Annotated in this window: 21 protein-coding genes; 19 read left to right on the plus strand and 2 right to left on the minus strand. The window is 49.1% G+C overall.

Features of this window, described 5'->3' with window-relative positions; all coding sequences use genetic code 11:
* Nucleotides 1-5: 5 nt before the first annotated feature.
* The 9 genes from hisB (at nt 6) to hisE (ending at nt 4,983) form a co-directional block, all read left to right on the plus strand.
* Nucleotides 6-587 (plus strand): imidazoleglycerol-phosphate dehydratase HisB, encoded by a 582-nt coding sequence (gene hisB / locus T488_RS0108140; RefSeq protein ID WP_028520339.1) that lies wholly within the window; start codon nt 6-8, stop codon nt 585-587.
* Nucleotides 587-1,192 carry an imidazole glycerol phosphate synthase subunit HisH gene (gene hisH, locus T488_RS0108145; protein ID WP_028520340.1) on the plus strand — a complete coding sequence of 202 codons (606 nt, stop codon included), beginning with the start codon at nt 587-589 and terminating at the stop codon, nt 1,190-1,192. The genes hisB and hisH overlap by 1 nt, the downstream gene beginning before the upstream one ends.
* Nucleotides 1,189-1,881: a tyrosine-protein phosphatase gene (locus T488_RS0108150; protein ID WP_028520341.1), complete on the plus strand. Its 693-nt coding sequence runs from the start codon at nt 1,189-1,191 to the stop codon at nt 1,879-1,881. The genes hisH and T488_RS0108150 overlap by 4 nt, the downstream gene beginning before the upstream one ends.
* Before the next feature lie 3 nt (nt 1,882-1,884).
* Nucleotides 1,885-2,418 (plus strand): flavodoxin domain-containing protein, encoded by a 534-nt coding sequence (locus T488_RS0108155; protein ID WP_028520342.1) that lies wholly within the window; start codon nt 1,885-1,887, stop codon nt 2,416-2,418.
* A gap of 2 nt (nt 2,419-2,420) precedes the next feature.
* The gene (gene hisA / locus T488_RS0108160; RefSeq protein WP_028520343.1) at nt 2,421-3,149 is read left to right on the plus strand and encodes a 1-(5-phosphoribosyl)-5-[(5-phosphoribosylamino)methylideneamino]imidazole-4-carboxamide isomerase; all 729 of its coding nucleotides are present in this window, start codon (nt 2,421-2,423) and stop codon (nt 3,147-3,149) included.
* Nucleotides 3,149-3,904, plus strand: coding sequence for an imidazole glycerol phosphate synthase subunit HisF (hisF, locus tag T488_RS0108165; protein WP_019678610.1), 756 nt, complete (start codon nt 3,149-3,151; stop codon nt 3,902-3,904). The genes hisA and hisF overlap by 1 nt, the downstream gene beginning before the upstream one ends.
* A gap of 69 nt (nt 3,905-3,973) precedes the next feature.
* On the plus strand, nt 3,974-4,291 hold the full coding sequence (locus T488_RS0108170; protein WP_037297588.1) for an SdpI family protein: 318 nt from the start codon (nt 3,974-3,976) through the stop codon (nt 4,289-4,291).
* 3 nt (nt 4,292-4,294) lie between these two features.
* Nucleotides 4,295-4,645, plus strand: a complete 351-nt coding sequence (gene hisI, locus T488_RS0108175; RefSeq protein ID WP_028520345.1) for a phosphoribosyl-AMP cyclohydrolase — start codon at nt 4,295-4,297, stop codon at nt 4,643-4,645.
* Complete coding sequence (gene hisE, locus T488_RS0108180) at nt 4,645-4,983, plus strand: phosphoribosyl-ATP diphosphatase (protein WP_028520346.1); 339 nt, start codon at nt 4,645-4,647, stop codon at nt 4,981-4,983. The genes hisI and hisE overlap by 1 nt, the downstream gene beginning before the upstream one ends.
* Before the next feature lie 35 nt (nt 4,984-5,018).
* Here the strand turns inward: hisE and T488_RS0108185 are convergent, their stop codons facing one another.
* Nucleotides 5,019-5,912 (minus strand): SGNH/GDSL hydrolase family protein, encoded by an 894-nt coding sequence (locus tag T488_RS0108185; RefSeq protein WP_028520347.1) that lies wholly within the window; start codon nt 5,910-5,912, stop codon nt 5,019-5,021.
* 201 nt (nt 5,913-6,113) lie between these two features.
* On the opposite strand from T488_RS0108185, the gene T488_RS0108190 reads away from it, so the two are divergent.
* From T488_RS0108190 to T488_RS0108235, 10 genes are all read left to right on the plus strand, one after another.
* Nucleotides 6,114-6,779, plus strand: a complete 666-nt coding sequence (locus T488_RS0108190; RefSeq protein WP_028520348.1) for a UDP-N-acetylglucosamine pyrophosphorylase — start codon at nt 6,114-6,116, stop codon at nt 6,777-6,779.
* Nucleotides 6,780-6,793: 14 nt separating this feature from the next.
* Nucleotides 6,794-7,672: a hypothetical protein gene (locus T488_RS0108195; protein WP_155267186.1), complete on the plus strand. Its 879-nt coding sequence runs from the start codon at nt 6,794-6,796 to the stop codon at nt 7,670-7,672.
* A 132-nt stretch (nt 7,673-7,804) separates the two neighbouring features.
* Nucleotides 7,805-13,573, plus strand: a complete 5,769-nt coding sequence (locus tag T488_RS0108200) for a DUF4011 domain-containing protein (RefSeq protein ID WP_028520350.1) — start codon at nt 7,805-7,807, stop codon at nt 13,571-13,573.
* 17 nt (nt 13,574-13,590) lie between these two features.
* The gene (locus T488_RS0108205; RefSeq protein WP_028520351.1) at nt 13,591-14,928 is read left to right on the plus strand and encodes a Mur ligase family protein; all 1,338 of its coding nucleotides are present in this window, start codon (nt 13,591-13,593) and stop codon (nt 14,926-14,928) included.
* Nucleotides 14,925-15,668: a type 1 glutamine amidotransferase gene (locus T488_RS0108210; RefSeq protein WP_028520352.1), complete on the plus strand. Its 744-nt coding sequence runs from the start codon at nt 14,925-14,927 to the stop codon at nt 15,666-15,668. The genes T488_RS0108205 and T488_RS0108210 overlap by 4 nt, the downstream gene beginning before the upstream one ends.
* 67 nt (nt 15,669-15,735) lie before the next feature.
* Complete coding sequence (locus tag T488_RS0108215) at nt 15,736-16,497, plus strand: zinc ribbon domain-containing protein (protein WP_028520353.1); 762 nt, start codon at nt 15,736-15,738, stop codon at nt 16,495-16,497.
* A 90-nt stretch (nt 16,498-16,587) separates the two neighbouring features.
* A complete protein-coding gene (locus T488_RS0108220; protein WP_028520354.1) occupies nt 16,588-18,132 on the plus strand; it encodes a polysaccharide biosynthesis C-terminal domain-containing protein in 1,545 nt (514 codons plus the stop codon).
* A 108-nt stretch (nt 18,133-18,240) separates the two neighbouring features.
* A complete protein-coding gene (fusA, locus tag T488_RS0108225; RefSeq protein ID WP_028520355.1) occupies nt 18,241-20,322 on the plus strand; it encodes an elongation factor G in 2,082 nt (693 codons plus the stop codon).
* 116 nt (nt 20,323-20,438) lie between these two features.
* Nucleotides 20,439-21,566 carry a CobW family GTP-binding protein gene (locus T488_RS0108230; RefSeq protein WP_028520356.1) on the plus strand — a complete coding sequence of 376 codons (1,128 nt, stop codon included), beginning with the start codon at nt 20,439-20,441 and terminating at the stop codon, nt 21,564-21,566.
* Nucleotides 21,567-21,584: 18 nt separating this feature from the next.
* Complete coding sequence (locus T488_RS0108235; protein WP_028520357.1) at nt 21,585-22,541, plus strand: TIGR03943 family putative permease subunit; 957 nt, start codon at nt 21,585-21,587, stop codon at nt 22,539-22,541.
* Between the two features lie 133 nt (nt 22,542-22,674).
* Here the strand turns inward: T488_RS0108235 and T488_RS17440 are convergent, their stop codons facing one another.
* Nucleotides 22,675-25,242, minus strand: coding sequence for a heavy metal translocating P-type ATPase (locus tag T488_RS17440; RefSeq protein ID WP_037297592.1), 2,568 nt, complete (start codon nt 25,240-25,242; stop codon nt 22,675-22,677).
* Between the last annotated feature and the right edge of the window lie 225 nt (nt 25,243-25,467).

A 25,467-nucleotide genomic window follows, 5' to 3' on the forward strand; every position in this document is an offset into this window, starting at 1 on the left:
CTATTATGCGTACAGGAACTATCGAGCGCAACACAAAGGAAACTCAGATAAAGATCTCCGTGAGCTTTGACGGCAAGGGAAAGGCTTCCATAGATACGGGCGTGGGCTTCTTCGACCATATGCTCACAGCTCTCTCTGTTCACAGCGGTATCAGCATGGACATCAAGGTCAAGGGTGACCTGCACGTTGACTGCCACCACACCATAGAGGATACAGGAATAGCTCTCGGACAGGCTCTTGGACAGGCTCTCGGCGCAAAATCAGGCATCGTCCGCTACGGAACAGCCTATATCCCCATGGACGAGTCTCTCGCCATGGCAAGCCTTGACCTGAGCAACCGTCCCTTTCTGGTATTCAACTGCGAGTTTACAAACCAGAGCTGCGGCAGCTACGACCTCTGCATGACAGAGGAGTTTTTCCGTGCATTTGCGTTCAACTCGGGAATGACACTCCACATCAACCTCCTATACGGAAGCAATGACCACCACAAGGCGGAAGCGATATACAAGGCAGTGGCACACGCACTTAAAACTGCTGTGACCGAAAATGCCGACGGTTCAACACTCTCCACGAAAGGAGTTCTCTGATGATAGCGATAATCGACTACGGCGCAGGCAATATTTTCAGCGTCAAGAACGCCCTGGACTATCTCGGACTTGAAAGCAGACTGGTAAGCGACAAGGAGTCGGTAAAGGCTGCCGACGCGGTTATTCTTCCCGGTGTAGGCGCCTTTCCTGCGGCAATGAGAAAGCTTGAGGCTACGGGACTTGTTGACACCATCAAGGAGGAGGCTGCAAGGAAGCCCTTCCTCGGTATCTGTCTCGGAATGCAGCTCATTTTTGACAAGGGCTATGAGTTCGAGGAATGTGACGGTCTGGGACTTATCGGCGGCAGCGTCCGCAAAATGGAGGAGCCTGAGCTTATAATCCCCCACATGGGCTGGAACAAGCTCGAAAAGCTCAATGAATGTCCGATTCTGGAGAATGTGGGCGATAACGAATATGTTTATTTCGTTCACTCCTACAAGGCACACTGTGAGGACAGCGATATAGCTGCGTATGTTGAATACGGCGGCAGAGTTCCCGCACTGGTATACGACGGAAAGTACGTCTACGGAGCACAGTTCCACCCCGAAAAGAGCGGTGAGACAGGTCTGAAGATACTCAGAAGCTTCGGAGGGCTTATAAAATGAGTGAATATGTCAGTCTGCTTTCGTGCTCACGCAATACAAGAGAGCTTGGCGGAATAAAGACAGTTAACGGCGGTTTCACAAGAAATGGCGTGTTCTGGCGCAGCGATACACTCGGTACTCTTTCAGCGGAAGACAAGGAGAAGCTGCTCAGCAGCGGAATGACCACTATCATAGATATGCGTACTGAAGCAGAGGTAAAGAAGTCTCCCGACGGAACTGCCGATATGGAGGGCTTTGAATATCATCATTTTCCCATAACCGAGGGAAGCGCACCTCCGGAAAGCCTTGAAGCTGTTCCGCGGTCTTACATGACCATTGCAACCGCCGAGAATATGCCAAAGGTAATGAAGACCATGGCGGAAGCCGAGGGCGGAGTCATTTTCCACTGCACCGCAGGCAAGGACAGAACAGGCGTAGTTTCGGCTATAATCCTCATGGCTTGCGATGCCGATGAGGATAGCATAGTCAGCGACTATGTGGTCAGCCGTGAATATAACAAGGAGAGGCTTGCTGCCTTTCTGGCTGCACATCCCGAGGTCAACAGGGAGACTGTTCTCGCCAACGAAAAGAGTATGAGGGGCTTTATGAAGCTGTTCAGAGAGCGCTTTGGCACCGTGGCTGATTATTTTGAAGCTGTCGGGCTGCCCCGCGGATATGCTGAAAAGATAAGAAATAAACTAATGAGGTAAACAATGAGCGGAATTATATTATGCCGGTCAAAGTACGGAGCTTCTGCAAAATACGCTGAATGGCTCTCACAGGAGACAGGCTTCGGAGTGACCGACACAAAAAAGGCAGACATAAAAGAGGTAGTAAAATACGATACTGTCATTCTCGGCGGAGGCGTTTATGCAGGTTCGGTTGCAGGGATAGCCTTTCTGAAAAAGAACATCGGAGCCCTCAAAGGGAAGAAAATCTACATTTACTGCTGCGGAGTCGCTCCATACAGCGATGAGATGATGAAACTGCTGAAGGAGCGCAACGTCAGCGGAGAGCTTGAGGGTATACCGTTTTTCTACTATCGCGGTATGTGGGATATGGACGATCTCAATTTCGCGGATAAGGCGATGTGCAAGCTCTATGTTAAGATGCTTGAGAAGAAGGATCCCTCCGAGATAAAGGAATGGGACCGCCCTCTGCTTGAGGTAAACGGAAAAAAAGGTGACTGGACTGATAAAAAGGCGCTTGAACCACTGCTTGAACTCATCAGATCAAAAGGAGAATAATCATGATAATTTTACCTGCAATAGATATCAAGGACGGCAACTGCGTCCGCCTGTTCAAGGGCGACTTTTCCACGGTTGAAAAGGTGGCTTCCGATTATCTGGAGACCGCAAGGAGCTTCGAGGCGGCAGGCGCTCAGTGGATACATATGGTTGATCTTGACGGCGCCAAGGAGGGCAGACCCGTCAACACCAGGATATATACCGATGTTGCCGAAAAAACAGGGCTTAAAGTTGAGCTGGGCGGCGGTATCCGCAGCCTTGAGACAATAAAGGAGTACCTTGAAATGGGCATCACAAGAGTCATTCTCGGCTCGGTCGCTCTGAAGAATCCTAAGCTTGTCTGTGACGCCGTTGAGAAGTTCGGCAGCGAGAAGATAGTCGTTGGGATAGACGCCATGAATGAGATGGTGGCAACAGAGGGCTGGCTAGAGAGCTCCGATGTTCACTATATCGACCTTGCAAACAAGATGATAGAGTCGGGAGTCAAGTACTTCATCTTCACTGACATTTCAAAGGACGGAACTCTCTCGGGCGTCAACCGTGAGCAGCTGAAAAAGCTTGCAGACGCTACCGAGGGCAGAGCAAATATAGTTGCAAGCGGCGGTGTACACACCATGGACGACATAATCGCCTGCAAGGAAATGGGACTTTACGGTACTATCTGCGGAAAGTCCATATACAAGGGCACTCTTGATCTGAGAGAGGCTGTACAGTACGCGGAGGTGAAATAATGCTTGCAAAGAGAATAATCCCGTGCCTTGACGTAAGAAACGGAAAGGTAGTAAAGGGCGTTAATTTTGAGGGAGTACGCGATGTGGGCGATCCTGTTGAGTGTGCGGAAGAGTACAACAAGCAGGGTGCGGACGAGATCGTATTCTATGATATAACCGCATCATTCGAAGGACGCGGAGTTTTCCTCGATGTGGTACGCGATACTGCAAAGAAGGTTTTTGTGCCGCTTACAGTGGGCGGCGGAATAAAGACTGTTGACGACATTCGTGAGGCGCTGAGAGCAGGTGCGGACAAGGTCTCCGTCAACTCCCAGGCTGTGCAGAATCCTCAGCTTATCAAGGACGGCGCCGATATTTTCGGCAGCCAGTGTATCTGCGTCGGTATCGACGCCAAGAAGATCGCCGATAACAAGTGGACCGTCTATATCAACGGCGGACGCAAGGATATGGGCATCGACCTCATCGACTGGGTACATACCATAGAAAAGCTGGGAGCAGGCGAGATATGCCTGAATTCCATCGACGCCGACGGCACCAAGGAGGGATTTGACATCCCCATGCTGAAAGCGGTCTGTGACAACTGCTCAATACCTGTTATCGCCAGCGGCGGAGCAGGCAAGATAAACGACTTCTATGAGGTGTTCGAGAAGACAGGAGCTACAGCTGCGCTTGCGGCTTCACTTTTCCACTTCAAGGAGCTTACCGTGGGTGAGGTCAAGGACTATTGCCGCGGCAAGGGAGTGATAGTGAGGTAATATATGCTGGGGTTATTTCTGACAATCGATACAGTTATGGCTTCAATTGTGTTTTTCTGTGGATATTACATGAGATTCAGAGCCCCCGAAGACGAGAACATGAAGTACGGATTCCGCACTTCCGAGTCTCTTAAGAGCAGAGAAGCCTGGAAATATGCCAACAGGATATGCGGTTTAAACTGTATGGTGGTCGGAGCTCTTGAGCTTTTTCCCGCGATACCCATCGCTCTGATGATGTATCTGTGGATGGGAAGGAGCATTGCGACCATTCTTTTATTCGCATATCTGGAGCTCTTCACTATAATTCTGTGCATATCGGTCACATCTGTCGCCAAAAGCATCAGCGACAAATTTGATGAGAACGGTCTGCCCAAGGAAAAGGAGTAAACTATGATCAGGATAGATCTTAATGACCTTGATAAGTTCTTTGTAAAGGGAGAGCTTATCCCTGCAATATGCTATGAGGTCAACACAAAAACAGTTCTTATGCTTGCGTATATGAACAAGGAGAGCCTGAAAAAGACTCTTGAAACAGGATACACATGGTTCTGGAGCCGCTCCCGTCAGGAGTACTGGAACAAGGGGGCGACCTCGGGGCATCTTCAGAAGGTGGTCTCTATATACGGAGACTGCGATAATGACACGTTGCTTGTAAATGTTGAGCAGACGGGAGTTGCCTGCCATACAGGAAGCTACAGCTGCTTTTTCAACGAAATATATAATAATGAGGAGAATGAATAATGACAGTTTATCAGGAAATATTTGAGGTCATCAAGGAAAGAAAAAAGCAGTTCGAGAACGGAACTGCTGCTGAGAATTCATATACCTGCTACCTCTTTGACAAGGGCGTTGACAAGATCTGCAAGAAGGTGGGCGAGGAAGCTACCGAGACAGTTATCGCTGCAAAAAACGGTGACAACGACGAGCTGAAGAACGAGATCAACGATCTGCTCTATCATGTTATGGTGCTCTGTGCAAATCAGGGGCTTGACTGGTCTGAGGTGGAAAAGGTGCTTGACGAGCGCAACGAGAAGATCGGTAACCTCAAGAAGTTCCATGAGGTCGATAAGAATACATGATAAAAAAAGCTGCCGTACCATGGGCAGCTTCTTTTTTATCCGCCCATTCGGGCTTTAAAGTCAGTGGTATCAAGAAAATCAAACAGAGCAGACAGAATGTCATTGTAGCATGGAATATACAGGTGGATACCGTCTCCCGATGTATAGTCCTCTCGGAGATCAAGAGCTTCATCACAGACCACGGAATAGGCATCAAAGTAGACCACCTGAGGCGAGTCCATATCCTTGATCATTTTTTCAAGTGCGGCGTTATATTCCCTGATGATGTCATTGCGCACTACCTCGCAGTATGAGCAGACAGGTGTAATTGAAGCAGCAACGATATTTATATCAGGCATACGTCTTATGAGTTCGTCAATGACCTCGCGGTATCGGGTAACATAGGGCTCGGGATAGTTCATGTTGACATCGTTCATACCAATGGAGATATACAGCAGCTGAGGGTGGATATATTCCACAGCGTCGATAAGCCCCATCTCTCCGCCGCCCACATCAAATGTAAAGTAGTCGAGATTCCACATTGACACGGATTCTCCTGCGATGTTGTGTATATCGGGCACAAAGCCGTAGACGTCAAGACCGAGGGCAAGCGAGTCGCCTGCAACGGCAAGTCTGTCCTGATAGAAATGACTGTTGGGCGAGCTTCCGGTATAGGTAGTCGGCGCACAGACCGCATACGGCGAGACTGACACAGTGGTAGTTGTTGTGGTAGTGGTGACAGTAGTTGTTGTGAAGGTATACTGCGACATTTCCTCGGATATAGTCTCGGAAGCGGAATTAATTGCGCTGACGAGAACAGTGTCCGCACATCTGGGCGGAGGTACAGGCGTACCCGCAGAGGTAAGTGAGAACAGTGATATGATCGACATGAACAGTATGAAGCAGAGGATATGACCGTTGCTCCTGAGACTGTAAAATAGTTTTTTCATATAAACACTTCCTGTTTTATAGAGGCAGCTTCTGAGGCTCACAGACAGAGCTCCATGACTGCGCATTATATTTTACCACATATTACCATAAAAGTAAAGGGATATGACATATCTTACAGAATTTGCACATATTTTCTTGACAATATGACGAAGTAAGGGTATAATTATAGTTGCATAAATATAAATCAGGAGTTGAATGGCATGAACAATGTTAAAATAGCAGATCTTTATGATCTCTCTCATACGGCTGCAAAGGATTATCTCAGCAGGTTTACCTATCCCTGGGAGGCTCTCAAGGGCATCAGCAGCTTCATCATCGAGCTTGGCAGGACTCTCAGTCCCGATGAGTATGACAATCCCTCTGAAAACGTATGGGTACACAAGACCGCAAAGGTTTTCCCCACAGCTTATCTCGGAGCTCCATGTATAATCGGAGCAGGCACAGAGGTACGTCACGGCGCATTTGTAAGAGGCAGCGCTCTTGTTGGCGAAAACTGCGTTGTGGGCAACTCCGTGGAGCTGAAAAATGTTATTCTCTTTGACAACGTTCAGACTCCCCATTACAATTATGTAGGTGACAGCATTCTCGGCTACAAGTCACACATGGGAGCAGGCTCTATCACTTCAAATGTAAAGTCGGACAAGACCAATGTTGTTATAAAGTCAGAGGACGAGCAGATCGAAACAGGCATAAAGAAGATAGGCGCAATGCTGGGCGACTTTGTTGAGGTGGGCTGCAACAGCGTTCTCAATCCAGGTACGGTCATCGGCAGAAATTCAAATATCTACCCCACAAGCTGTGTAAGAGGAGTTATCCCTGCTGACTGCATATACAAAACAGGCGGAGTAGTAGTTCATAAATCATGAACGGAGGCAGGAAAGTGAAAAGAAAGATAATATCTGCGGCAGTTCTTGTCTGTGCCATTGGTCTTGCAGCAACAGCTGCCTGTTCTGACAACAATACCGACGATTACCTCTCGGAGATAGCGACAACAGAGACAACTACAGAAATAACTACCACAGTCACAACAACCGAAGCCACCACAGAGGCAACTACCGCTGCAAAGAAGGAGTATCCCGAGCTTGTCAATACATATTCGGGCACATACGTTGCCACACAGGGACTTACCGCACTGGACTTTTCCGTATTCGGCACCGATGAGGACGGCAATATACAGGCACTTTTTTCCTTCCACGAGGATCCTGCCAACAGGGGCGTTCCCACGGGATGCTATCTCATGGAGGGAACAGTCAGCGATGACGACGATGATGATGATATTATCGAAGTAAAGTTCACCGGCTCTGAGTGGGAGAAACACCCCGATACATACCATATTCTCGACTTCACAGGCAAATTTGACCTGAAAAACGGCACTCTCACCTCCGATGATTATGAGATAGACCTGAAGAAGTCCGCAGGTGCAGACCTTAGCATACTTCTAAACAATTATGACGGTACCTATCTTCCCGATAAGGGCGATAACCGTATGAAGTTCACGATAGAAACTGCCGACGTTCACGGCGATCTTCAGGCAATATTCGAGTTTGAGCCCGAGGAGGGCAAAAAGGCAAGCTTTATAAGCGTGGGACAGGTTACCAATATCGCTCCCGACGGCAGGATAACAGCAACCTTTACCGGCTCGGAGTGGATGGAAAAAACTGATGACCAGAAGTTCATAGACTTTGAGGGAGTTTTCACTGCCGACGGCAGGAACTTCAACGAGACTGAAGGACATCATATAAATCTTTATGTGAGCTGACAGATAAAGCTGCCACGGAGCATTTCCGCGGCAGCTTTTTTATATTTTTTTGCAGTAAATATTGTAAAATCAGGCGAAATGTGGTATCATAGAAATAGTATTCGCATTGCCTTAGGCAGATTGGAGGACTGTATGGAGAATAAAGTTGTTTTCAGCGGCAGTATGACCGCACAGATCAATTTTGCGATGCAGCAGAACTACGTTCCCGTGTTCAGGAATATGGTAATGACCAACAATACCGATGAAGAGCTGAAAAGCGTCCGCCTCAGGATCAGCTTTGAGCCTGAGTTTGCAAAGACCTTCGAGTCCGTACCCGTGGATCTTGCGCCCTCTCAGCCCGTGGAGGTATCTCCCGTAAATATAATCATGCTTGCCGATGAGCTTTTCAACCTTACCGAGAAGCTGGTTGGCAGCGTCACCATCGAAGCCCTTCAGGGCGATGAGGTCATAGGACAGGAGTGCAGGACTATCGAGCTCCTCGCCTACGATCAGTGGTCGGGTATCAACTTCATGCCCGAGACCGCAGCCGCCTTTGTCACACCCAATCATCCCAGAGTGCAGGAGATCGTTTCTGCGGCGGGAGTTTACATGAAGAAGTGGTGCGGCGATCCTGCCTTCACAGGCTATCAGACAAGAAACCCCAATATAGTAAAGCAGCAGATGGGAGCGATCTATGCTGCTCTCCAGGAGCAGAACATCGGCTATACAATGCCGCCTGCCAGCTTTGAGGAGGCGCAGCGTATCCGTATGCCCGATACCGTTCTTGACGGCAAGCAGGGCACCTGCCTCGATCTGGCTGTGCTTTACTGCTCATGCCTTGAGGCTGTGGGACTCAATCCGCTGCTCATAATGATACAGGGACACGCCTTTGCAGGCTGCTGGCTGGAGGAGGAGACATTCTCGGACTGCCTACAGTATGACGTTTCCGCAGTCACAAAGCGTATCGCTCACGGGATCGACGCCATAAGCATAGTTGAGTGTACCGACTTTGTGGCAGGCAAGAATACTGACTTTGACAGTGCGGAGAAGCACGCAGCTTCACATCTGGAGGATCCGTCAAAGTTCTATTTTGCCATAGATATAACCCGTACCCGTTCCAGCGGTATCCGTCCTGTTCCCTCTCGAATTTCAGAGAACGGCACATTCAAGGCTGTTGACTACGGCAGCCGAAAGAAGTCGGAGATAACCTCCGCTCCCAATGAGATAGCTCAGCAGGCTATCGCTGCAGGAGAGGAAAGGGAGGTCACCAAGCAGGTGATGTGGGAGAGAAAGCTCCTTGACCTCAGTCTCAGGAACAGCCTTCTCAACTTCCGTCCCTCGGCAATGAGCGTTCAGCTCATGATAAGCGACCTGGGCGTCCTTGAGGACGAGATCTCAAATGGCGAGGACTTCAAGGTAATGCCTGTGCCCAATGACACTACATTACAGCTTTCCGACAGCAAAATATTTGAGATAGAGAATGACCGAGACCTCATATCCACCATATCCGAGGCGGAGTTCAAGAGCCGCAGGCTCCGTACCTTCATCAAGGACAGTGACCTTGAAAAGGTGATGAAGAAGCTCCACAGACAGGCAAAGGTGAGCATTGAGGAAAACGGCGTAAATACCATATATCTGGCGCTGGGCTTCCTGCGCTGGTATGAGACCGAAAAGAGCGACAAGGCTCGCTATGCACCTCTTGTACTGGTGCCTGTTGACATCATCAGAAAGGTGCAGGAGAAGACCTATCTTATCCGTATGCGCGACGAGGATACACAGGTCAACATAACCATGCTGGAAATGCTCCGACAGTTCTTCGGTATCGACATAAATGGACTCGATCCCGTTCCCGAGGACGAGAACGGCGTGAATCTCCAGCTCATTTTCAATACAATTCGTCAGGGCATCATGTCACAGCCCAGATGGGATATTGTTGATTATGCCTTTATCGGACAGTTCTCCTTCAACCGCTTCATCATGTGGAACGATATACGCAACCGTGCCGATGAGCTTGCCAAGAACAAGGTAGTTGCAAGCCTTATCTCAGGCAAGACCGAATGGGCAGAAGGGGATCTGTACATATCTCCTCTTGACCTTGACAACAAGGTAGCTCCCACAGATCTGGTAGTTCCCCTCAGTGCGGATTCCTCACAGCTTGCGGCTGTGTATGCAGCTTCCCAGGGCAAGAGCTTCGTTCTTCACGGACCTCCCGGAAGCGGTAAGTCCCAGACCATCACCAACATGATAGCCAGCGCCCTCTATCAGGGAAAATCCGTGCTTTTTGTTGCGGAGAAAATGGCTGCACTTTCCGTTGTTGAAAAACGTCTCAATAAGGTTGGACTGGGTCCCTTCTGTATCGAGCTCCATTCCAATAAGGCGCAGAAACGCGCGGTCCTGAAGCAGCTTGAGGAGACTCTCAACGTGGGCAGGATAAAGAAGCCTGCGGAGTACAAGGCTCAGGCTGAGAAAATATCCGAAATGCGCCGCGAACTCAACGGTACAATGGAGGAGATACACAAGAAGCGCAATTTCGGCTGCTCAATGTACGATGCAGCTGTAAGATATGAGAAGAACAGCGCTCTCGGCGGCAAATTCAGCTTTACAAATGAACAGATAGACGCTATGAGCGAGACCTCATACTCCACCTGGCGCGAGACTCTGGAAAGCCTTGCAGCAGCAGGAAGGGAGTTCGGTGATGTTACCACAACTGCACTGGGCGTATGCGAGCTGACCTCATGTACTCCCGAGACAAGGGGAGCTATGGAGGCAAAGCTCAGGGAGTTCAAGACTGCTCTCACCTCAGCACAGGAGGATACTCAGCAGCTGGCTCAGTTCACGGGCAGCAGCGAGATGACATTTGAAGAGTGCAAGCTGGCGGCAGAGATAATCACAGCCTCTGCAAGCGGCGAGCAGCTCCTTCCCGATATTATTTCCGACAGCCGCTGGAATGGCTTCAAGGAGGCTGCACAGGGACTTATCGGCACAGGCAGGGAGCTTGGACAGGTAAAGGAGGAGCTTCTCTCCAAGTTCGAGCCATCAGTGCTTGACTATAATGCCTCCGACGCCCTCGTAAGGTGGAAGACCGCACAGGGCAAGTGGTTTCTCGCAAAGAGCCTGGGCAGCAGCAAGCTTGTCAAGGAGCTTGCCGTACACGCAAAGTCCTCCTCAACGGTAACAAAGGAAAACATCACGCAGTACTACGATAAGATCAATCATTTCAAGCTGCTGAAGCAGAATGTGATTTCCGCACAGCCTGAGCTGGTGAAGTATTTCGGCACGCTGAAGCTTGACGAAAATGCAGACTGGGCAGCTATAGAGAAATGCGTGGAGCGCTCCTCACAGCTCGGCGAGAGAGTTGCAGCCTCTACATTCAGTCCCGAGATAAAGCAGAAGCTCTGCACCAGTCTCACACAGGGCGTCAATGGGGATACATCAAAGATAACCTCTGACTTTGCCGCTCTTGAGAACGTGGCTTCGCAGCTCCGCAGCACCTTCGGCATAAATACGGACAAGCTCATTACGGGCGACAGCTGGAGCAGCGACGCACAGCAGAAGGCAGATGCCGTTATCAATGCCCTTCCTCAGCTGAAGGAATGGACAGGTATCGTCACTATCTGCAACAGGCTCAGAGAGCTTGGTATCGGCAATGTGGCTGACGCATACATGAACGGCGAGGTACCTACCGAGCAGCTTATAGGCGCATTTGACTGCGATCTGAGCAAGGCTATGGTAACGAGCACTATATCACGCACTCCCGAGCTTGCGAAGTTCCAGGGAACGCTTTTCGAGGACACTATCAGACGCTTCGGAGAGGTGCTGGATAACTTCTCTACACTCTCCATAAAGGAACTTGCAGCAGAGCTGTCGGCAAAGATACCCACCCCCGGAAGCTCCGCAAACAGCTCAGAGATAGGCATACTCCAGAAGGCTATCAAGTCAGGCGGCAGAATGATGTCTATCCGAAAGCTTTTCGACAGCATACCCAACCTGCTGCGCAGAATGTGTCCCGTAATGCTCATGAGCCCTATTTCCGTGGCTCAGTATATAGACCCGTCCTATCCAAAGTTCGACCTTGTTATCTTCGACGAGGCTTCTCAGCTTCCTACCTGTGAAGCTGTTGGAGCTATCGCAAGAGGCGAAAATGTCATCGTAGTCGGCGACCCGAAGCAGCTTCCGCCTACAAGCTTCTTTGCTTCAAATCAGGTGGACGAGGAGAACTACGAAAAAGAAGACCTTGAAAGCGTTCTGGACGACTGTCTGGCGCTGTCCATGCCTCAGAAGCATCTGCTCTGGCATTACCGCTCGCGTCATGAGAGCCTTATCGCATACAGCAACTCCAAGTATTATGAGAACAAGCTCTATACTTTCCCGTCGCCTGACGATCAGGTTTCGGAGGTAAGCTGGGTACACGTTGAGGGCTACTATGACAAGAGCTCTACCCGTACCAACAAGGCTGAGGCGCAGGCTGTTGTGGAGGAGATCTGCCGCAGACTGAGAGACCCCGAGCTGAGAAAGTTCAGTATAGGTGTCGTTACATTCAGCCTTCCCCAGCAGAACCTTATCGATGACCTGCTGGTGGACGCATACCGCGAGGATCCCAAGCTTGAGGAGTACGCCAACGAAATGTATGAGCCCATACTCATCAAGAACCTTGAAAACGTTCAGGGAGACGAGAGAGACGTTATCATGTTCTCTATCGGCTACGGTCCCGACAAGGAAGGCAAGGTTTCCATGAATTTCGGTCCACTTAACCGTGACGGCGGCTGGAGACGTCTTAATGTTGCAATCTCACGTTCCAAGTGCAAGATGATAGTATTCTCTGTTATCACCCCCGATATGATAGATCTTTCACGCACACGCTCCGACGGTGTTGAAGGTCTCAAGGGCTTTCTGGAATTTGCTGCAAGGGGCAGAAGCGCTCTTCCCGTAAGGGCAGGTTCAAAGAGCAGCTCGGAGGGCTTCGAGACCATAGTTGCCGAGGAGATCAGAAAGCTGGGCTACGATTGCAAGTGCAGCGTTGGCTGCTCAGACTACAAGGTAGATGTGGCAGTTGTCAATCCCGACAAGCCCGATACCTATATCATGGCTATCAACTGCGGAAACGAGTCTTACTTCCACAACGGTACAGCCAGTGACAGAAGCCTGTCTCAGCCAAGCGTGCTGAAGGGACTGGGCTGGAATGTCATGAGCGTCTATATCATCGACTGGCTGGACAACAAGGAAAAGGTACTCAGCAAGATAAAGTCTGAGATAGACGCTGCTGTTGAGCGTTACCGCCACCCCGAGGCAGCTCCGAAGACTGAGGAAAAGAAGAAGCAGGAGCTGGTATTCGAGACCGAGGAGGTCAGCAGCTTCTCCGAAAGCTTCGACGAGTTCAAGCCCTTTACGATAAAGGCACTGGGAAGCTCGGAAAACTTCAGCGAGGCAAGTCTTGCGAAGATAAGCAAGTGCATAAACGATATACTGACAGCCGAGGCTCCCATGAACAAGAAGACACTTGCAAAAAAGGCCTTCTCATGCTGGGGCATATCACGTCCGGGAGCTAATATGAAGGCTGTGTTCGAGTCGGCGTTTGAAAAGGCTGACGCTAAGGTCACAACAGCAGGCGAGAACGAGTATGTATGGCTGGGAACGCAGTCTCCCGAGGAGTACGACAAGTGCCGCACAGTCTACAAGGACGATACCAAGCGTGACATCGACGATGTGGCTCCCGAGGAGATAGCTGTGGGCATAAAGGAGATAATGTCCCGTCAGGTAGCTATGGAGCGTTCGGACCTTCTTCGCGAGGTGGCACACCTCTTCGGCTTCACAAGGATAACTCCCACCCTTGAGACCTCTGTGGCTCTGGGCATAAAGGCTGCAAAGCAGCGCGGCTGGGTAGGCTTTTCCGAGGACGGAAGAGTATCATACACAGGAAACTAATAATACGGAGGACGAAATTGAAACGACTTCTGATAATAATAGGCAAGATAATAGTAAAGGTGCTGAGACTTATGCACCGCAATGCAGGAAACCTTCCGGGAATAATCCTGTGGCACCTTTCAAGGCATAAGGCAGTCTCAATGTTCAAGGTGGACTGTCCCATAATCGCGGTAACAGGCACCAACGGAAAGACCTCGGTCACCAACTGTATCGCTCAGCTCTTTGAGAGGAGCGGCAAGAAAATAATCATCAACAAAGAGGGCAATAACCTTGATACGGGAATATGCTCGCTTCTGCTGAGACACTGCGATATGTCGGGAAAGGTCAAAGCTGACTATCTCATACTGGAGACCGACGAGTCTCATGTTCCCGTTGTGTATTCACAGCTGAAGCTGGACACACTGGTGGTGCTGAACTTCTTCCGCGACCAGCTTGACAGAAACGGCGAGATGGAGACCCTTATCCAGAAGATAAACGGCTTCTGCAAGACCTTTGAGGGCAATCTCATACTCAACGGAGACGACCCGAATACTGCCCGTCTTGGCAGGGCAAATCCCAAAAACAAGAATGTGAAGTACTTCCACGCAGAGCCCTATGCCTTTGCGACACAGAAGATATTTGAAGCCTCAGAGGGACGCTTCTGTCCCTTCTGCGGCGAGGCTCTGGAGTACGATTACTACCAGTACTCACATATCGGCAAGTTCACATGTAAAAAGTGCGGCTTCGGAAACTATGAGCCCTATATCACTGCAAAGGATATTGAGCTTGACAAGCCTGTGTTCACAGCTGACGGTCACACATATTCGCCAAAGCTCAACAGCATTTACAACGTCTATAATATGACAGCTGTGGCGGCTGCGGCGAAGCTCTACGGCATTGACCAGAAGGTGACAGACGGAGTTATCAACAGCTATACTGTCAAGAACGGCCGTATGGAGAACTTCATGCTGGGCGACAGGAAGGCTACTCTCAATCTTGCGAAGAACCCCGTGGGAGCCAACATGACTCTCCGTGTTATGAACGAGATGCAGGGCGAAAAGGAGCTTCTGTTCGTGCTCAACGATAACGTTGCCGACGGTCTTGACGTATCCTGGATATATGATATAAACTTCAGTATCTTTGAACGTGTTACAAGAGTGGTCACCTCGGGAACGAGAGCCTATGACATTGCGGTGCGTATCAAGACCGCAGGCTATGATCCCGCAAAAATAGTGGTGCGTCCCGACCTTGACGAGGCTGTTGAGGAGCTTGCCCGCACTGAGGGCAGAAAGTTCATTATTGCCAATTATACGGCAGTACAGCCCACCAGAAGCGCCCTCAAGCGCTACATCACAAAGCATGGAGGTAACAAATGAAAACGATAAAAATTCTTCATATGTACGCCGATATGCTTGACCTTTACGGTGACAGCGGCAACATGGAGGTGCTTCAGTTCCGCTGCAAAAAAAGAGGAATAGACTGTCAGGTGGACAAGTACTCCATAGACTCCGAGATGCCCGATTTCAGCTCCTATGACCTGGTATATATCGGCGGAGGCGCCGATCTTGAGCAGCAGCACATTTCCGAGGATCTGCTTAAATGCAGGGATGGTATCATCAAGGCATACAAGAACGGAACATTCCTGTTCCTCATCTGCGGCGGCTATCAGCTCATGGGCAAGTACTACCGTGACGCAGACGGCAATGACATTAAGGGACTTGGTCTGTTCGATTATTTCACAGTTGCTCCCAACAGCCGCAGAAAGCGCTGTATCGGCAATATCGTCATTGAGACAAAGATAACGGGCAAGCTTGTGAAGGTAGTGGGCTTTGAGAACCACGGCGGACAGACTCAGGGTATAAAGACGCCCTTCGGCAAGGTGCTTTTCGGCAACGGAAACTGCTCAAAGAGCGAGGCTGAGGGCTACTGCGAAAAGAACGTTATTGCAACGTATCTTCATGGTCCCTGCCTTTCAAAGAACCCGGAGATCTCCGACTACATGATAGAATACTGCGTAAACAGGGGAGAGTCCGAGCACATCGCTCTTGAGCCCCTTGACGATACGCTGGAAAAAGACTGCCGACAGGTAATGCTGGACAGACTCCTCAAGAAGTAAGCTGCGCAACAGACAGTTGCTTGCTTTTCCGACGGGCTGTGTTATAATGAACTTGAGGTGATAAACTATGGAAACAAAAAACATAATACTTGAACTCAGAAACAAACACGGTCTTTCACAGGACGAGCTGGCAGAGAAGGTCTTTGTAACAAGACAGGCTGTATCACGCTGGGAGACAGGGGACACTGTACCAAATACGGAAACACTGAAGCTGCTGTCAAAGCTTTTTGATGTTTCCATCAACACTCTGCTGGGCTCACCGAGAAAGCTTGTATGCCAGTGCTGCGGAATGCCGCTTGAGGACGGTTCCATCAGTAAAGAAACTGATGGAAGCTTCAACGAGGACTATTGCAGATGGTGCTATGCGGACGGAAAGTTCATGTATCACAACATGGACGACCTTATAGACGTCTGTGTGAAGCATATGGCTGATCAGGGCTTCTCCGAGGAGCAGGCTCGTTCATACATGAAGGAGATGCTCCCCAAGCTTGACTACTGGAAGCAGGGGAAGGACCTTGAGGACGACGGTGTTGAGGAGTTCAGGCAGAAGCTCATTGAGGAATTCAACGCTCTGAACATCGAGGGTATGCCGAAAGTGGAAAAGCTCAACGCTCTTGTGGGCGCCTATGTGAACATAGAGTATCCGCTTCCAAACGACAAGACAGTGAAGCTCCTTGACGATAATGCCACTTACCTTGGCAACCAGCTTGAAAGCGAGCTTGGCGACGGACGTTTCTTCGGTGTCATAGCAAATGCAGACATTCTTCTGGTAGTTTCATACGGCAAGGATATAACCGATCCCGAGATCATACTTTACAAAAAAAGATGACCAGCAAAGCGGACAGCACGGCTGTCCGCTTTGTCATTTTTCGCGGCTTTTCCCCATAAAATGTATAAGTACATTATGGAGGAAGCTTTTATGATAAAAAGCAAAATACTGAAGGATACTGTTATCCTTACAGTCATGCAGCTTCTGCTTGACTCAGGTGCCCTGCTGCTGAATGTTTTCATTACGAAAAATCTCGGCACCTCAGCTATTGGCATACTCTCGCTTACGGGAGCATTTCTTGGTCTGGCAGGCATACTTTCAAACGGCAATGCCTTTCTGTGCACCAGCCGTCTTATATCAGAGGAGCTGGGAAAGCCCTTCGGTGACCCGAACGGCATACTAAAGCATGGCATAAAGCTTTGTCTGCTTATGAGTGCAGCTGTTTCGGCAGCAGTATTCCTGCTTGCAGAGCCAATAAGCCTTCGGTTTTTCAGCGGAGCTCATATGACAGGTGCGCTCCGCAAAATGCCTATAGCTCTTGTTACAGGAGCAGTATCCGCCTGCTTTAAGGGGTATTTCAATGCTAACCGCAGGGCAGCAGTTACCGCGGCAGGTGATATTGCTGAATTTACAGCAAGGTGCGGATATATCATAGTGATGACACTTCTTCACACAGATATTACTGAGGACACCGTCTGCGGCATAATGATAGGCGGTATCATAGCCGGGAATGCTGTTTCTCTGGTGCTTCTGGGAGCTGTTTACATAAAGACATACCACAGATCAGAGGGAAGATGCTCCATTACGTTCAGGCGCTATGCTTCACTTTGCTTTCCGATAATGGGGGGGAGCATACTCACAGCAGTTCTCAGCAGCACAAATGACGCGCTTATCCCAATATGCCTTCGGCAATACGGAGACTCCGCCGGAAATGCTCTTGGACAGTTCGGCGTGTTTGAGGGCATAGTAATACCGACACTTTTCTTCCCGTCGGTAGTGTTATGTTCGCTCTCGGGGATAATAGTCAGTGAAGCTGCCCGTGCAAAGGCAGCGGGAAATCGCATGAGGATAAAGCAGATCACTGAGCGGATAAAGGCGTGTACTCTGATGTACTCGGTATTTGCAGCGGCTGTGCTCATTCGCTTCGGCAGCAGGATAGGTGAGCTTCTTGGCGGAGGAGATCTGGCAGGACGCATGATAACAATGATAGCTCCCGTAGTGCCTTTCATTTACATGGAAATAGTTCTGGAGTCGATGATAAAGGGAATGGGACTGCAAAGCTTTTCCTCACTGAATTATCTGGCAGAATACATCATAAGGATAGCCGCAGTACTGATACTTGTGCCGCGGATAGGCTTCTACGGAATAGTTATCTCCTATTATGCCAGCAATGTTTTCGGGAACTGCTCCCGCTTTGTAAGGATAATAAGAGAGACAGAAGCAAAATCGGCATTGCTCAGGACCTTGCTCCTGCCTGTAGTTCTTGTATTTTCCACTATGTCACTGTCGGAACTGATCCTTCGTTTCACCGGGCTTACATCGGAAAAACTTCCGTATATAGCTGTATTTACGATTATATGGGGAGCGGCTTACTTCCTTACCTTCTCCGCTTTGGGGAAAGTAAAGCTATTTAGTAAATCAGAAGCAGTTTTATTTGGTGATAATGCACAACAAACAATGAGCCGCGTACTATGAAATGTAGAAAATTTTATGTTAGTATTGCAATTTTTTTATTAATGAATTATAATATTTGTATGCCGTGCATAAAAAACGGATAAACCATTTAAGAGGAGAAACTTTACCATGAAAGAATATGATGTAAACAAAGTCAAGAACATAGCATTTGCAGGCCATAACGGCTCGGGAAAAACTTCTCTTGCAGAGGCGATCCTTTACAAGGCAGGAGCTTCCGACCGACTCGGCAAGACTGCTGACGGCACAACTGTATGCGATTTCGATCCCGAGGAGATCAAGAGACAGATATCTATCGGTACATCTCTTGCTTCCTTTGAATATAACGGATTAAAGGTAAATCTGCTCGACACACCCGGTCTGTTCGACTTTGCAGCCGAAATGATCGAGGGAATCAGAGCTTCCGATACCGTAATGATCACCGTTTCCGCTAAGTCAGGCGTCAAGGTGGGCGCAAGAAAGGCTTATGACGAGGCAGTAAAGCAGGGCAAGTCTAAGATGTTCGTTGTTACAAAGATCGACGACAAGGACGCTAACTTCTTCAATGTTCTCACTGAGCTGAAGACCGTTTTCGGTCCTACTGTATGCCCTGTTGTAGTTCCCGTTGTCAGCAACGGCAAGATCGTTGAGTACGTTAACCTTATCGAGATGAAGTGCTACAAGTATGATGACAAGGGCAACGCTATCGAGACAGATATGCCTACAGCCGAGATCTCGGAGAAGTTCGAGTACCGTGTTGACGGTCTGGTAGCTGCCGTTTCAGAGGCTGTAGCAGAGACCTCCGAGGAGCTCATGGAGAAGTTCTTCGAGGGCGAGGCATTTACTCAGAAGGAACTCATCGACGGTATCCATGATGGTATGAACCGCGGAATAATCACTCCTGTCGTATGCACATCTGCTGCCGATCTGGCGGGTATAGATATGCTCCTCAAGGAGATAGAGCTGCTGCTCCCGTCACCTAACGAGGTATACTCCGCTGAGGCTTACACTCCCACCAAGGACGTTATCGAGGTAGCCTGCAATACAGAGGATCCTCTTTCAGCATTTGTATTCAAGACAGTTGCCGATCCTTTCGTAGGCAAGATGTCTTTCATAAGAGTTATGTCAGGCAAGCTCACATCAAACTGTGATGTAGTCAACTCTACAACAGGTACCACCGAGAAGATAGGCAAGCTCTATAATCTCTGCGGCAAGAAGCAGGCCGAGGTATCCTCAGCTTATGCAGGCGATATCGTGGTAGCTTCCAAGATCTCTGCAAATACAGGAGATACACTTTCAGATTCTGCAAGAGTTGTTGAGTTCGCAGGCATGGAGTTCCCCAGGCCCTGCTATTCAATGGCTGTAAAGGCTAAGGCTCAGGGTGATGAGGCTAAGATCTCAGCAAGTATCCAGAGACTTATCGAGGAGGATCCCACTCTCACATATATCCAGGACGAGACTACCAAGGAGCAGATACTCAGCGGTCTCGGCGAGCAGCATATCGAGGTAGCAGCTGCAAAGCTCAAGACAAAGTTCGGTGTTGAGGTCAACCTGACAGTTCCAAAGATAGCTTACAAGGAGACTATCCGCAAGAAGGTAAAGGTTCAGGGAAGACACAAGAAGCAGTCGGGCGGTCATGGACAGTTCGGTGATGTCTGGATCGAGTTCGAGCCCTGTGTAAGCGATACTCTTGTATTCGAGGAGAAGATCTTCGGCGGAGCTGTTCCAAAGAACTTCTTCCCCGCAGTTCAGAAGGGACTTGAGGAGTCTGTAAAGAAGGGCGTTCTGGCAGGCTGCCCCGTAGTCGGACTGAAGGCTATACTGGTAGACGGTTCATATCACCCTGTTGACTCCTCGGAAATGGCATTCAAGACTGCCGCTTCCATCGCATACAAGGAGGGACTCCGTCAGGCAGACCCCGTAATGCTGGAGCCTATCGGCGAGCTGAAGGTAACAGCTCCCGACGAAAATACAGGCGACATCATGGGCGAGCTCAACAAGCGTAGAGGCAGAGTTCTAGGTATGAAGCCTGCGGGTAACGGCAATACCGTTATTCAGGCAGAGGTGCCCATGCGTGAGATGCACGACTTTGCAATGTACCTCCGCCAGACTACAAGAGGCATGGGAAGCTTTACCTTCGACTTCGTGAGATATGAGCAGCTCCCTGCAAACCTCCTCACAGAGGTAATTTCCGCAGTAGGAAATGTTGAATAAGTAAGACTGAGGCTGCCGCAGCTGCGGCAGCCTTTTTGTGTCTGTATGGGGCTTGATTTATTTTTGTCAGTGTGGTATAATATAATTTGAAATTAAAAGAAAGAAGTGTTGTTCACATGACAAAGATCACTATTTTCTCAGGCTTTCTCGGTGCAGGAAAGACCACTCTTATAAAGAAGCTCATACAGGAGGGCTATAAAGGCGAAAAGCTGGTGCTTATCGAGAACGAATTCGGTCAGATAGGCATTGACGGCGGATTTTTACAGGACGCAGGTGTTGAGATAACCGAAATGAATTCGGGCTGTATCTGCTGCAGTCTTGTCGGTGATTTCGGAAAGGCTCTGGAGAAGGTCCTTGCTGACTATGCTCCCGACCGTATCCTTATCGAGCCTTCGGGTGTCGGCAAGCTCAGCGACGTTATCCGTGCTGTTCAGAACATCAACGCTCACGATGTAGAGCTTGACGGCTTTACAACAGTTGTGGACGCAAAGAAGTACAAGATGTATATGAAGAATTTCGGCGAGTTCTTCGATAATCAGATAACATACGCAAGCTGCCTTATCCTCAGCCATACAAGCGGACTTTCACAGGAGAAGCTTGACGAGTGTGTAAAGAGCCTGCGCGAGAAAAATCCCGCAGCTCCTATTGTTACAACAGAGTGGGATCAGCTCACAGGCGTACAGCTTGTTGACGCAATGACACAGAAGAACACTCTTGATGACGAGCTGAAGGAGCTCCTTGAGGAAGCAGCAAAGCACGATCATCATCACCATCACGATGACGATGAGGACGAGCATGAGCACCATCATCACCACCACGATGACGATGAGGATGAGCATGAGCATCATCACCACCACGATGACGATGACGACGAGCATGAGCATCATCACCATGACCATGGTCCCGACTGCACCTGCGGCTGTCACGATCATGACCATGACCACGATCATCACCACCATCACCATGCTGACGATGTGTTCACAAGCTGGGGCAGAGAGACCACAAGAACATATACTGTTGAGGAGATAACAGCTGCATTAAACGCTCTCGGCGACGAGGAGAAGTACGGCATGATACTCCGTGCCAAGGGAATCGTTGCAGGTGCTGACGGAAAGTGGATACACTATGACTATGTACCCGGTGTGCCCGATGTCCGCAGCGGAAGCGCAGGCACCATCGGCAGACTCTGCGTTATCGGTTCAAAGATAAACGAAGAGGCTATTGCAGAGCTTTTCAACGCCTGATCGAAAGGAGCTTTTATAATGCCTGATCAGAATGATGTAATACCGATATACCTGTTTCTCGGCTTTCTTGAGTCGGGAAAGACCAAGTTCATACAGGAGACCTTAGAGGACAGACGCTTCAACAAGGGCGAGAAGACGCTTCTTCTTATCTGTGAGGAGGGTATTGAGGAGTACGATATTTCGCGTATGCCCAAGAAGAACATTGTTACCCATGTCATTGAGGATAAGGAAGACTTCACCATGGAGAACTTCACAAAGATACTCAAGGACAGCGGCGCAGAGCGTGTTGTTGTTGAGTACAACGGTATGTGGACCATGGACGAGTTCTTCAAGGCTATGCCCGATGAGACTACTATCGCACAGGTAATGTGCTTTGTGGATTCCACCACGTTCATGAACTACAATTCAAATATGCGCAGTCTTGTTGTTGATAAGTTCAACACCACAGAAATGGTAGTTTTCAACCGTTTCGAGAAGAGCTTTGATCCCAACGAGTTCCACAAGATCGTAAGGGGAGTATCAAGACGTGCGGAGATAGTTTACGAATACTCCGACGGACAGATCGCCTATGATGATATTGAAGATCCGCTTCCCTTCGATGTAGAGGCTGACGAGATAACCATTGAGGACAAAGACTTCGCCCTCTGGTACAGAGATATTATGGAGGAGCCCTTCAAGTATGACGGCAAGACCATGACTTTCAAGGGACTTACTGCCAAGAACAGCAAGTTCCCCGAGAATACCTACGCTGTGGGACGTCATATCATGACCTGCTGTGTCGAGGATATTCAGTACTGCTGGATGGTAGCTCAGGACGAAAGCGGGAATGAGCCGCCAAACAAGGAATGGATAACTGTTACAGGAAAGATAAGTGTTCAGAAGCACAAGCTCTACAAGGGCAAGGGCCCTGTACTCATGGTGCAGAAGGTGGAAAAAGCCGAAGCTCCCGAGCAGCCTGTGGCTACATTTTATTAAAAGCAAAGCTCCCGTTTCTGCGGGAGCTTTTAACATAGTCTTCAACACTATGTTGAAAATATAATGTGCTGTTGAAAATAAACAGTTGATAATCAACAAAGGAGAGGCTTCCGGATAAGTCTCTCCTTTTTATTTATTTGTACTTTCTTATGTTCAGCACTCTGATGGAATTGAGTATGAGCAGCATTGCCGTGCCTGAATCTGCAAAAACTGCAAGCCACATATTGGGGTGACCCACCAGACCAAGCACCAGAACAGCAGCTTTTACAGCCAGCGCGAAGATAATGTTCTCATAAGAGATGCGCAGTGTCTTATCGGCTATTTTTTTAGCCTTTACCACCGAATCGGGCTCGGAATTCATGAATACTGCGTCAGCTGCTTCAAGAGCCAGATCTGAGCCGCTGTGCATAGCGCCGCCCACATCTGCGCCTGCCAGTACAGGACCGTCGTTGAAGCCGTCGCCCACGAACATGACTGCACCATTTTCCTTGCGGATACGCTCTATCTCAGCAAGCTTTCCGTCGGGGAGAAGGTCTCCCTTAGCGGAGTCAACTCCAAGCTGTTTAGCCATAGCCTGTGCATTATCATTTTTGTCGCCTGTGAGCATAGCTGTAGCAATGCCCATTTGTTTCAGCTGCGAAACAGCCTCGGCGGATGTTTTCTTAACAGTGTCGGAAACTACTATCCTGCCCTGTATCTCTCCGTCAACGGCTATATAAACTATGCTTCCGAGAGGAGTCTTCTCCTCGGGGACCGAGATATTGTTTTCTGACATAAGTCTTTCGTTACCGCAGAGAATGTTCCTGCCGTTCAGAACTGCCGAAACGCCCTGTCCTGCAATCTCAGTTGTCTTTTCGGGAGTGAAAAGCCTGCTGTCATTTCCCTTGCAATAGTCCACGATACTCTCGGCAACAGGGTGAGTTGAGCTCTGCTCACAGCTTCCGCAAATTGAGAGAAGCTCCTTTTCTCCAAGTTTTCCGTATGACTTTACTTCTGTAACGGAGAAGCTTCCGTTTGTGAGTGTACCTGTCTTGTCGAAGGCAACAGCCTTGACCTTGCCCAGTGCTTCGATAGCATTGCCGCCTTTGAAGAGTATACCCAGCTTTGAAGCTGCGCCGATACCCGAGAAGTACGCAAGAGGTACACTGAGTACCAGAGCGCAGGGACAGCTGATTACAAGGAAGGTAAGTGCTGAATATATCCACTTGCTCCAGTCTCCTGTGATAAGTGAGGGGGCGATTGCAGTAAGCAGAGCGATAGCAATAACGATAGGGGTATATATCTTTGCAAAGCGAGTAATGAAGCGGTCTATCTTGGGCTTGGTTGCCGAAGCGTCTTCGACTGCCTGTGCTATCTTTGAGATCATTGAGTCGGAGGCTGCTGCCGTAGCCTTCAGTGTGAAGGTGTCGGACAGGTTTATGCAGCCCGACAGCACCTCGTCGCCCTTTCTTACAGTGAGGGGAACAGGTTCACCGTTTACTGCGGAGGTGTCTATTCTTGATTCACCTGATTCAACGATACCGTCGGCAGCGATCCTTTCGCCTGCCTTTATGCGGAGAATATCTCCCACCCGTATCTCATCGGAATGTATCCTTCTGAACTCCCCGTCGATAAGCACATCAGCTTCCTCAACCTTAAGTCTGGCTACATCGGTGATAGCCTTGCGGCTTCGGGAGACCGCATAATTCTCAAAGAGCTCGCCGATGCGGAAGAACAGGACGACTCCCACAGCCTCAGCGTATTCACCGAGGACGAAGGCTCCTATAGTTGCCACAGTCATGAGAAAGTTTTCATCAAAGAAGTTCTTGTTTTTAAGGTTCCTGAACGTAGCGATAAGGACATTATATCCAAGAGTAAGGTAAGCTGCAACGTAGAGCGCTATAGTCAGCGGTTTTATGTCAAGCAGTTTTCCGCTGAGAACAGCCGTCGCGAAGATAACTACACCTATTATAAGAGGGACTATGTCCTTTTTGAGTCCCTCGCTCTTATCATTATGTGAGTGAGTATGCTCAGCTTCTTCATGATGATGTTCATGCTCCTCGGAGCGGTTACGTTCTGTCGTAGCAGGGGAGATAATAACTCCCGCCTCAATGCTGTTTGCCACCTGATTGATCTTTTCCAGCAGCTCATCGGTGATATTTCCCTTTATCCTGAACTTCTTCATCGGGAAGTTAAGCACAGCGGACTCAACTCCGTCTATCCTGCTGATCGCCTCCTCGATCTTTGCACCGCAGTTGGCACAGTCAAGGTTTTCGATGATGAATTCATTATTGCTTTCATGATGGTGCTCATGCTCATGACCGCAGCCGCACTCCTCATCGTGGTGGTGATGATGTTCATGCTCATGTTCATGATCGTGACCGCAGCCGCACTCCTCATCGTGGTGGTGATCGTGCTCATGCTCATGACCGCACCCGCACTCCTCATCATGATGGTGATGATGTTCATGCTCATGTTCATGATGTCGTGAGTGATGATGTGCCTCTTCGATCGCAGCGATAACGACTCCGGCTTCGATACTGTTTGCCACCTCGTTGATCTTAGTAACGAGCTCATCAGTGATATTGCCTTTTATCTTGAATTTTTTCATGGGGAAGTTAAGTACGGCAGACTCGATACCCTCAAGCTTGCTGATTGCTTCCTCTATTTTAGCGCCGCAGTGGGCGCAGTCCAGATTAGATACAGAAAAGTATTTTTCCATAAGGTCACTATCCTTTCTCATATGAACGGTTGTTCATATGTTTAATATATCATATTTATAAGCGTTTGTCAATAGTATGCAGAAGATTTCTTGCAAATAAGGTGCTATAGTGGTATAATAGCTGTATAAAGCCTGATGATAGTTAGCCACGGGTAACTATTAAAAACTGAGTTGCGGTTACTTGAATATAGCAAATGAAGCTATATTGCAATAAATGCACTATGT

The sequence above is a fragment of the Ruminococcus flavefaciens ND2009 genome (genome assembly GCF_000621785.1).
GTDB lineage: Bacteria > Bacillota > Clostridia > Oscillospirales > Ruminococcaceae > Ruminococcus > Ruminococcus flavefaciens_C.

Excerpts from the sequence above, each read along its gene's own strand:
- hisH (WP_028520340.1), top strand. The coding sequence starts at position 587 with ATGATAGCGATAATCGACTACGGCGCAGGCAATATTTTCAGCGTCAAG.
- fusA (WP_028520355.1), top strand. The coding sequence starts at position 18,241 with ATGAAAGAATATGATGTAAACAAAGTCAAGAACATAGCATTTGCAGGC.
- T488_RS0108230 (WP_028520356.1), top strand. The coding sequence starts at position 20,439 with ATGACAAAGATCACTATTTTCTCAGGCTTTCTCGGTGCAGGAAAGACC.
- T488_RS0108185 (WP_028520347.1), bottom strand. The coding sequence starts at position 5,912 with ATGAAAAAACTATTTTACAGTCTCAGGAGCAACGGTCATATCCTCTGC.
- hisI (WP_028520345.1), top strand. The coding sequence starts at position 4,295 with ATGATCAGGATAGATCTTAATGACCTTGATAAGTTCTTTGTAAAGGGA.
- T488_RS0108210 (WP_028520352.1), top strand. The coding sequence starts at position 14,925 with ATGAAAACGATAAAAATTCTTCATATGTACGCCGATATGCTTGACCTT.
- T488_RS0108215 (WP_028520353.1), top strand. The coding sequence starts at position 15,736 with ATGGAAACAAAAAACATAATACTTGAACTCAGAAACAAACACGGTCTT.
- T488_RS0108235 (WP_028520357.1), top strand. The coding sequence starts at position 21,585 with ATGCCTGATCAGAATGATGTAATACCGATATACCTGTTTCTCGGCTTT.
- hisF (WP_019678610.1), top strand. The coding sequence starts at position 3,149 with ATGCTTGCAAAGAGAATAATCCCGTGCCTTGACGTAAGAAACGGAAAG.
- T488_RS0108220 (WP_028520354.1), top strand. The coding sequence starts at position 16,588 with ATGATAAAAAGCAAAATACTGAAGGATACTGTTATCCTTACAGTCATG.
- T488_RS0108150 (WP_028520341.1), top strand. The coding sequence starts at position 1,189 with ATGAGTGAATATGTCAGTCTGCTTTCGTGCTCACGCAATACAAGAGAG.
- T488_RS0108190 (WP_028520348.1), top strand. The coding sequence starts at position 6,114 with ATGAACAATGTTAAAATAGCAGATCTTTATGATCTCTCTCATACGGCT.
- T488_RS0108200 (WP_028520350.1), top strand. The coding sequence starts at position 7,805 with ATGGAGAATAAAGTTGTTTTCAGCGGCAGTATGACCGCACAGATCAAT.
- hisB (WP_028520339.1), top strand. The coding sequence starts at position 6 with ATGCGTACAGGAACTATCGAGCGCAACACAAAGGAAACTCAGATAAAG.
- T488_RS0108155 (WP_028520342.1), top strand. The coding sequence starts at position 1,885 with ATGAGCGGAATTATATTATGCCGGTCAAAGTACGGAGCTTCTGCAAAA.
- T488_RS0108170 (WP_037297588.1), top strand. The coding sequence starts at position 3,974 with ATGAGATTCAGAGCCCCCGAAGACGAGAACATGAAGTACGGATTCCGC.
- hisA (WP_028520343.1), top strand. The coding sequence starts at position 2,421 with ATGATAATTTTACCTGCAATAGATATCAAGGACGGCAACTGCGTCCGC.
- hisE (WP_028520346.1), top strand. The coding sequence starts at position 4,645 with ATGACAGTTTATCAGGAAATATTTGAGGTCATCAAGGAAAGAAAAAAG.
- T488_RS17440 (WP_037297592.1), bottom strand. The coding sequence starts at position 25,242 with ATGGAAAAATACTTTTCTGTATCTAATCTGGACTGCGCCCACTGCGGC.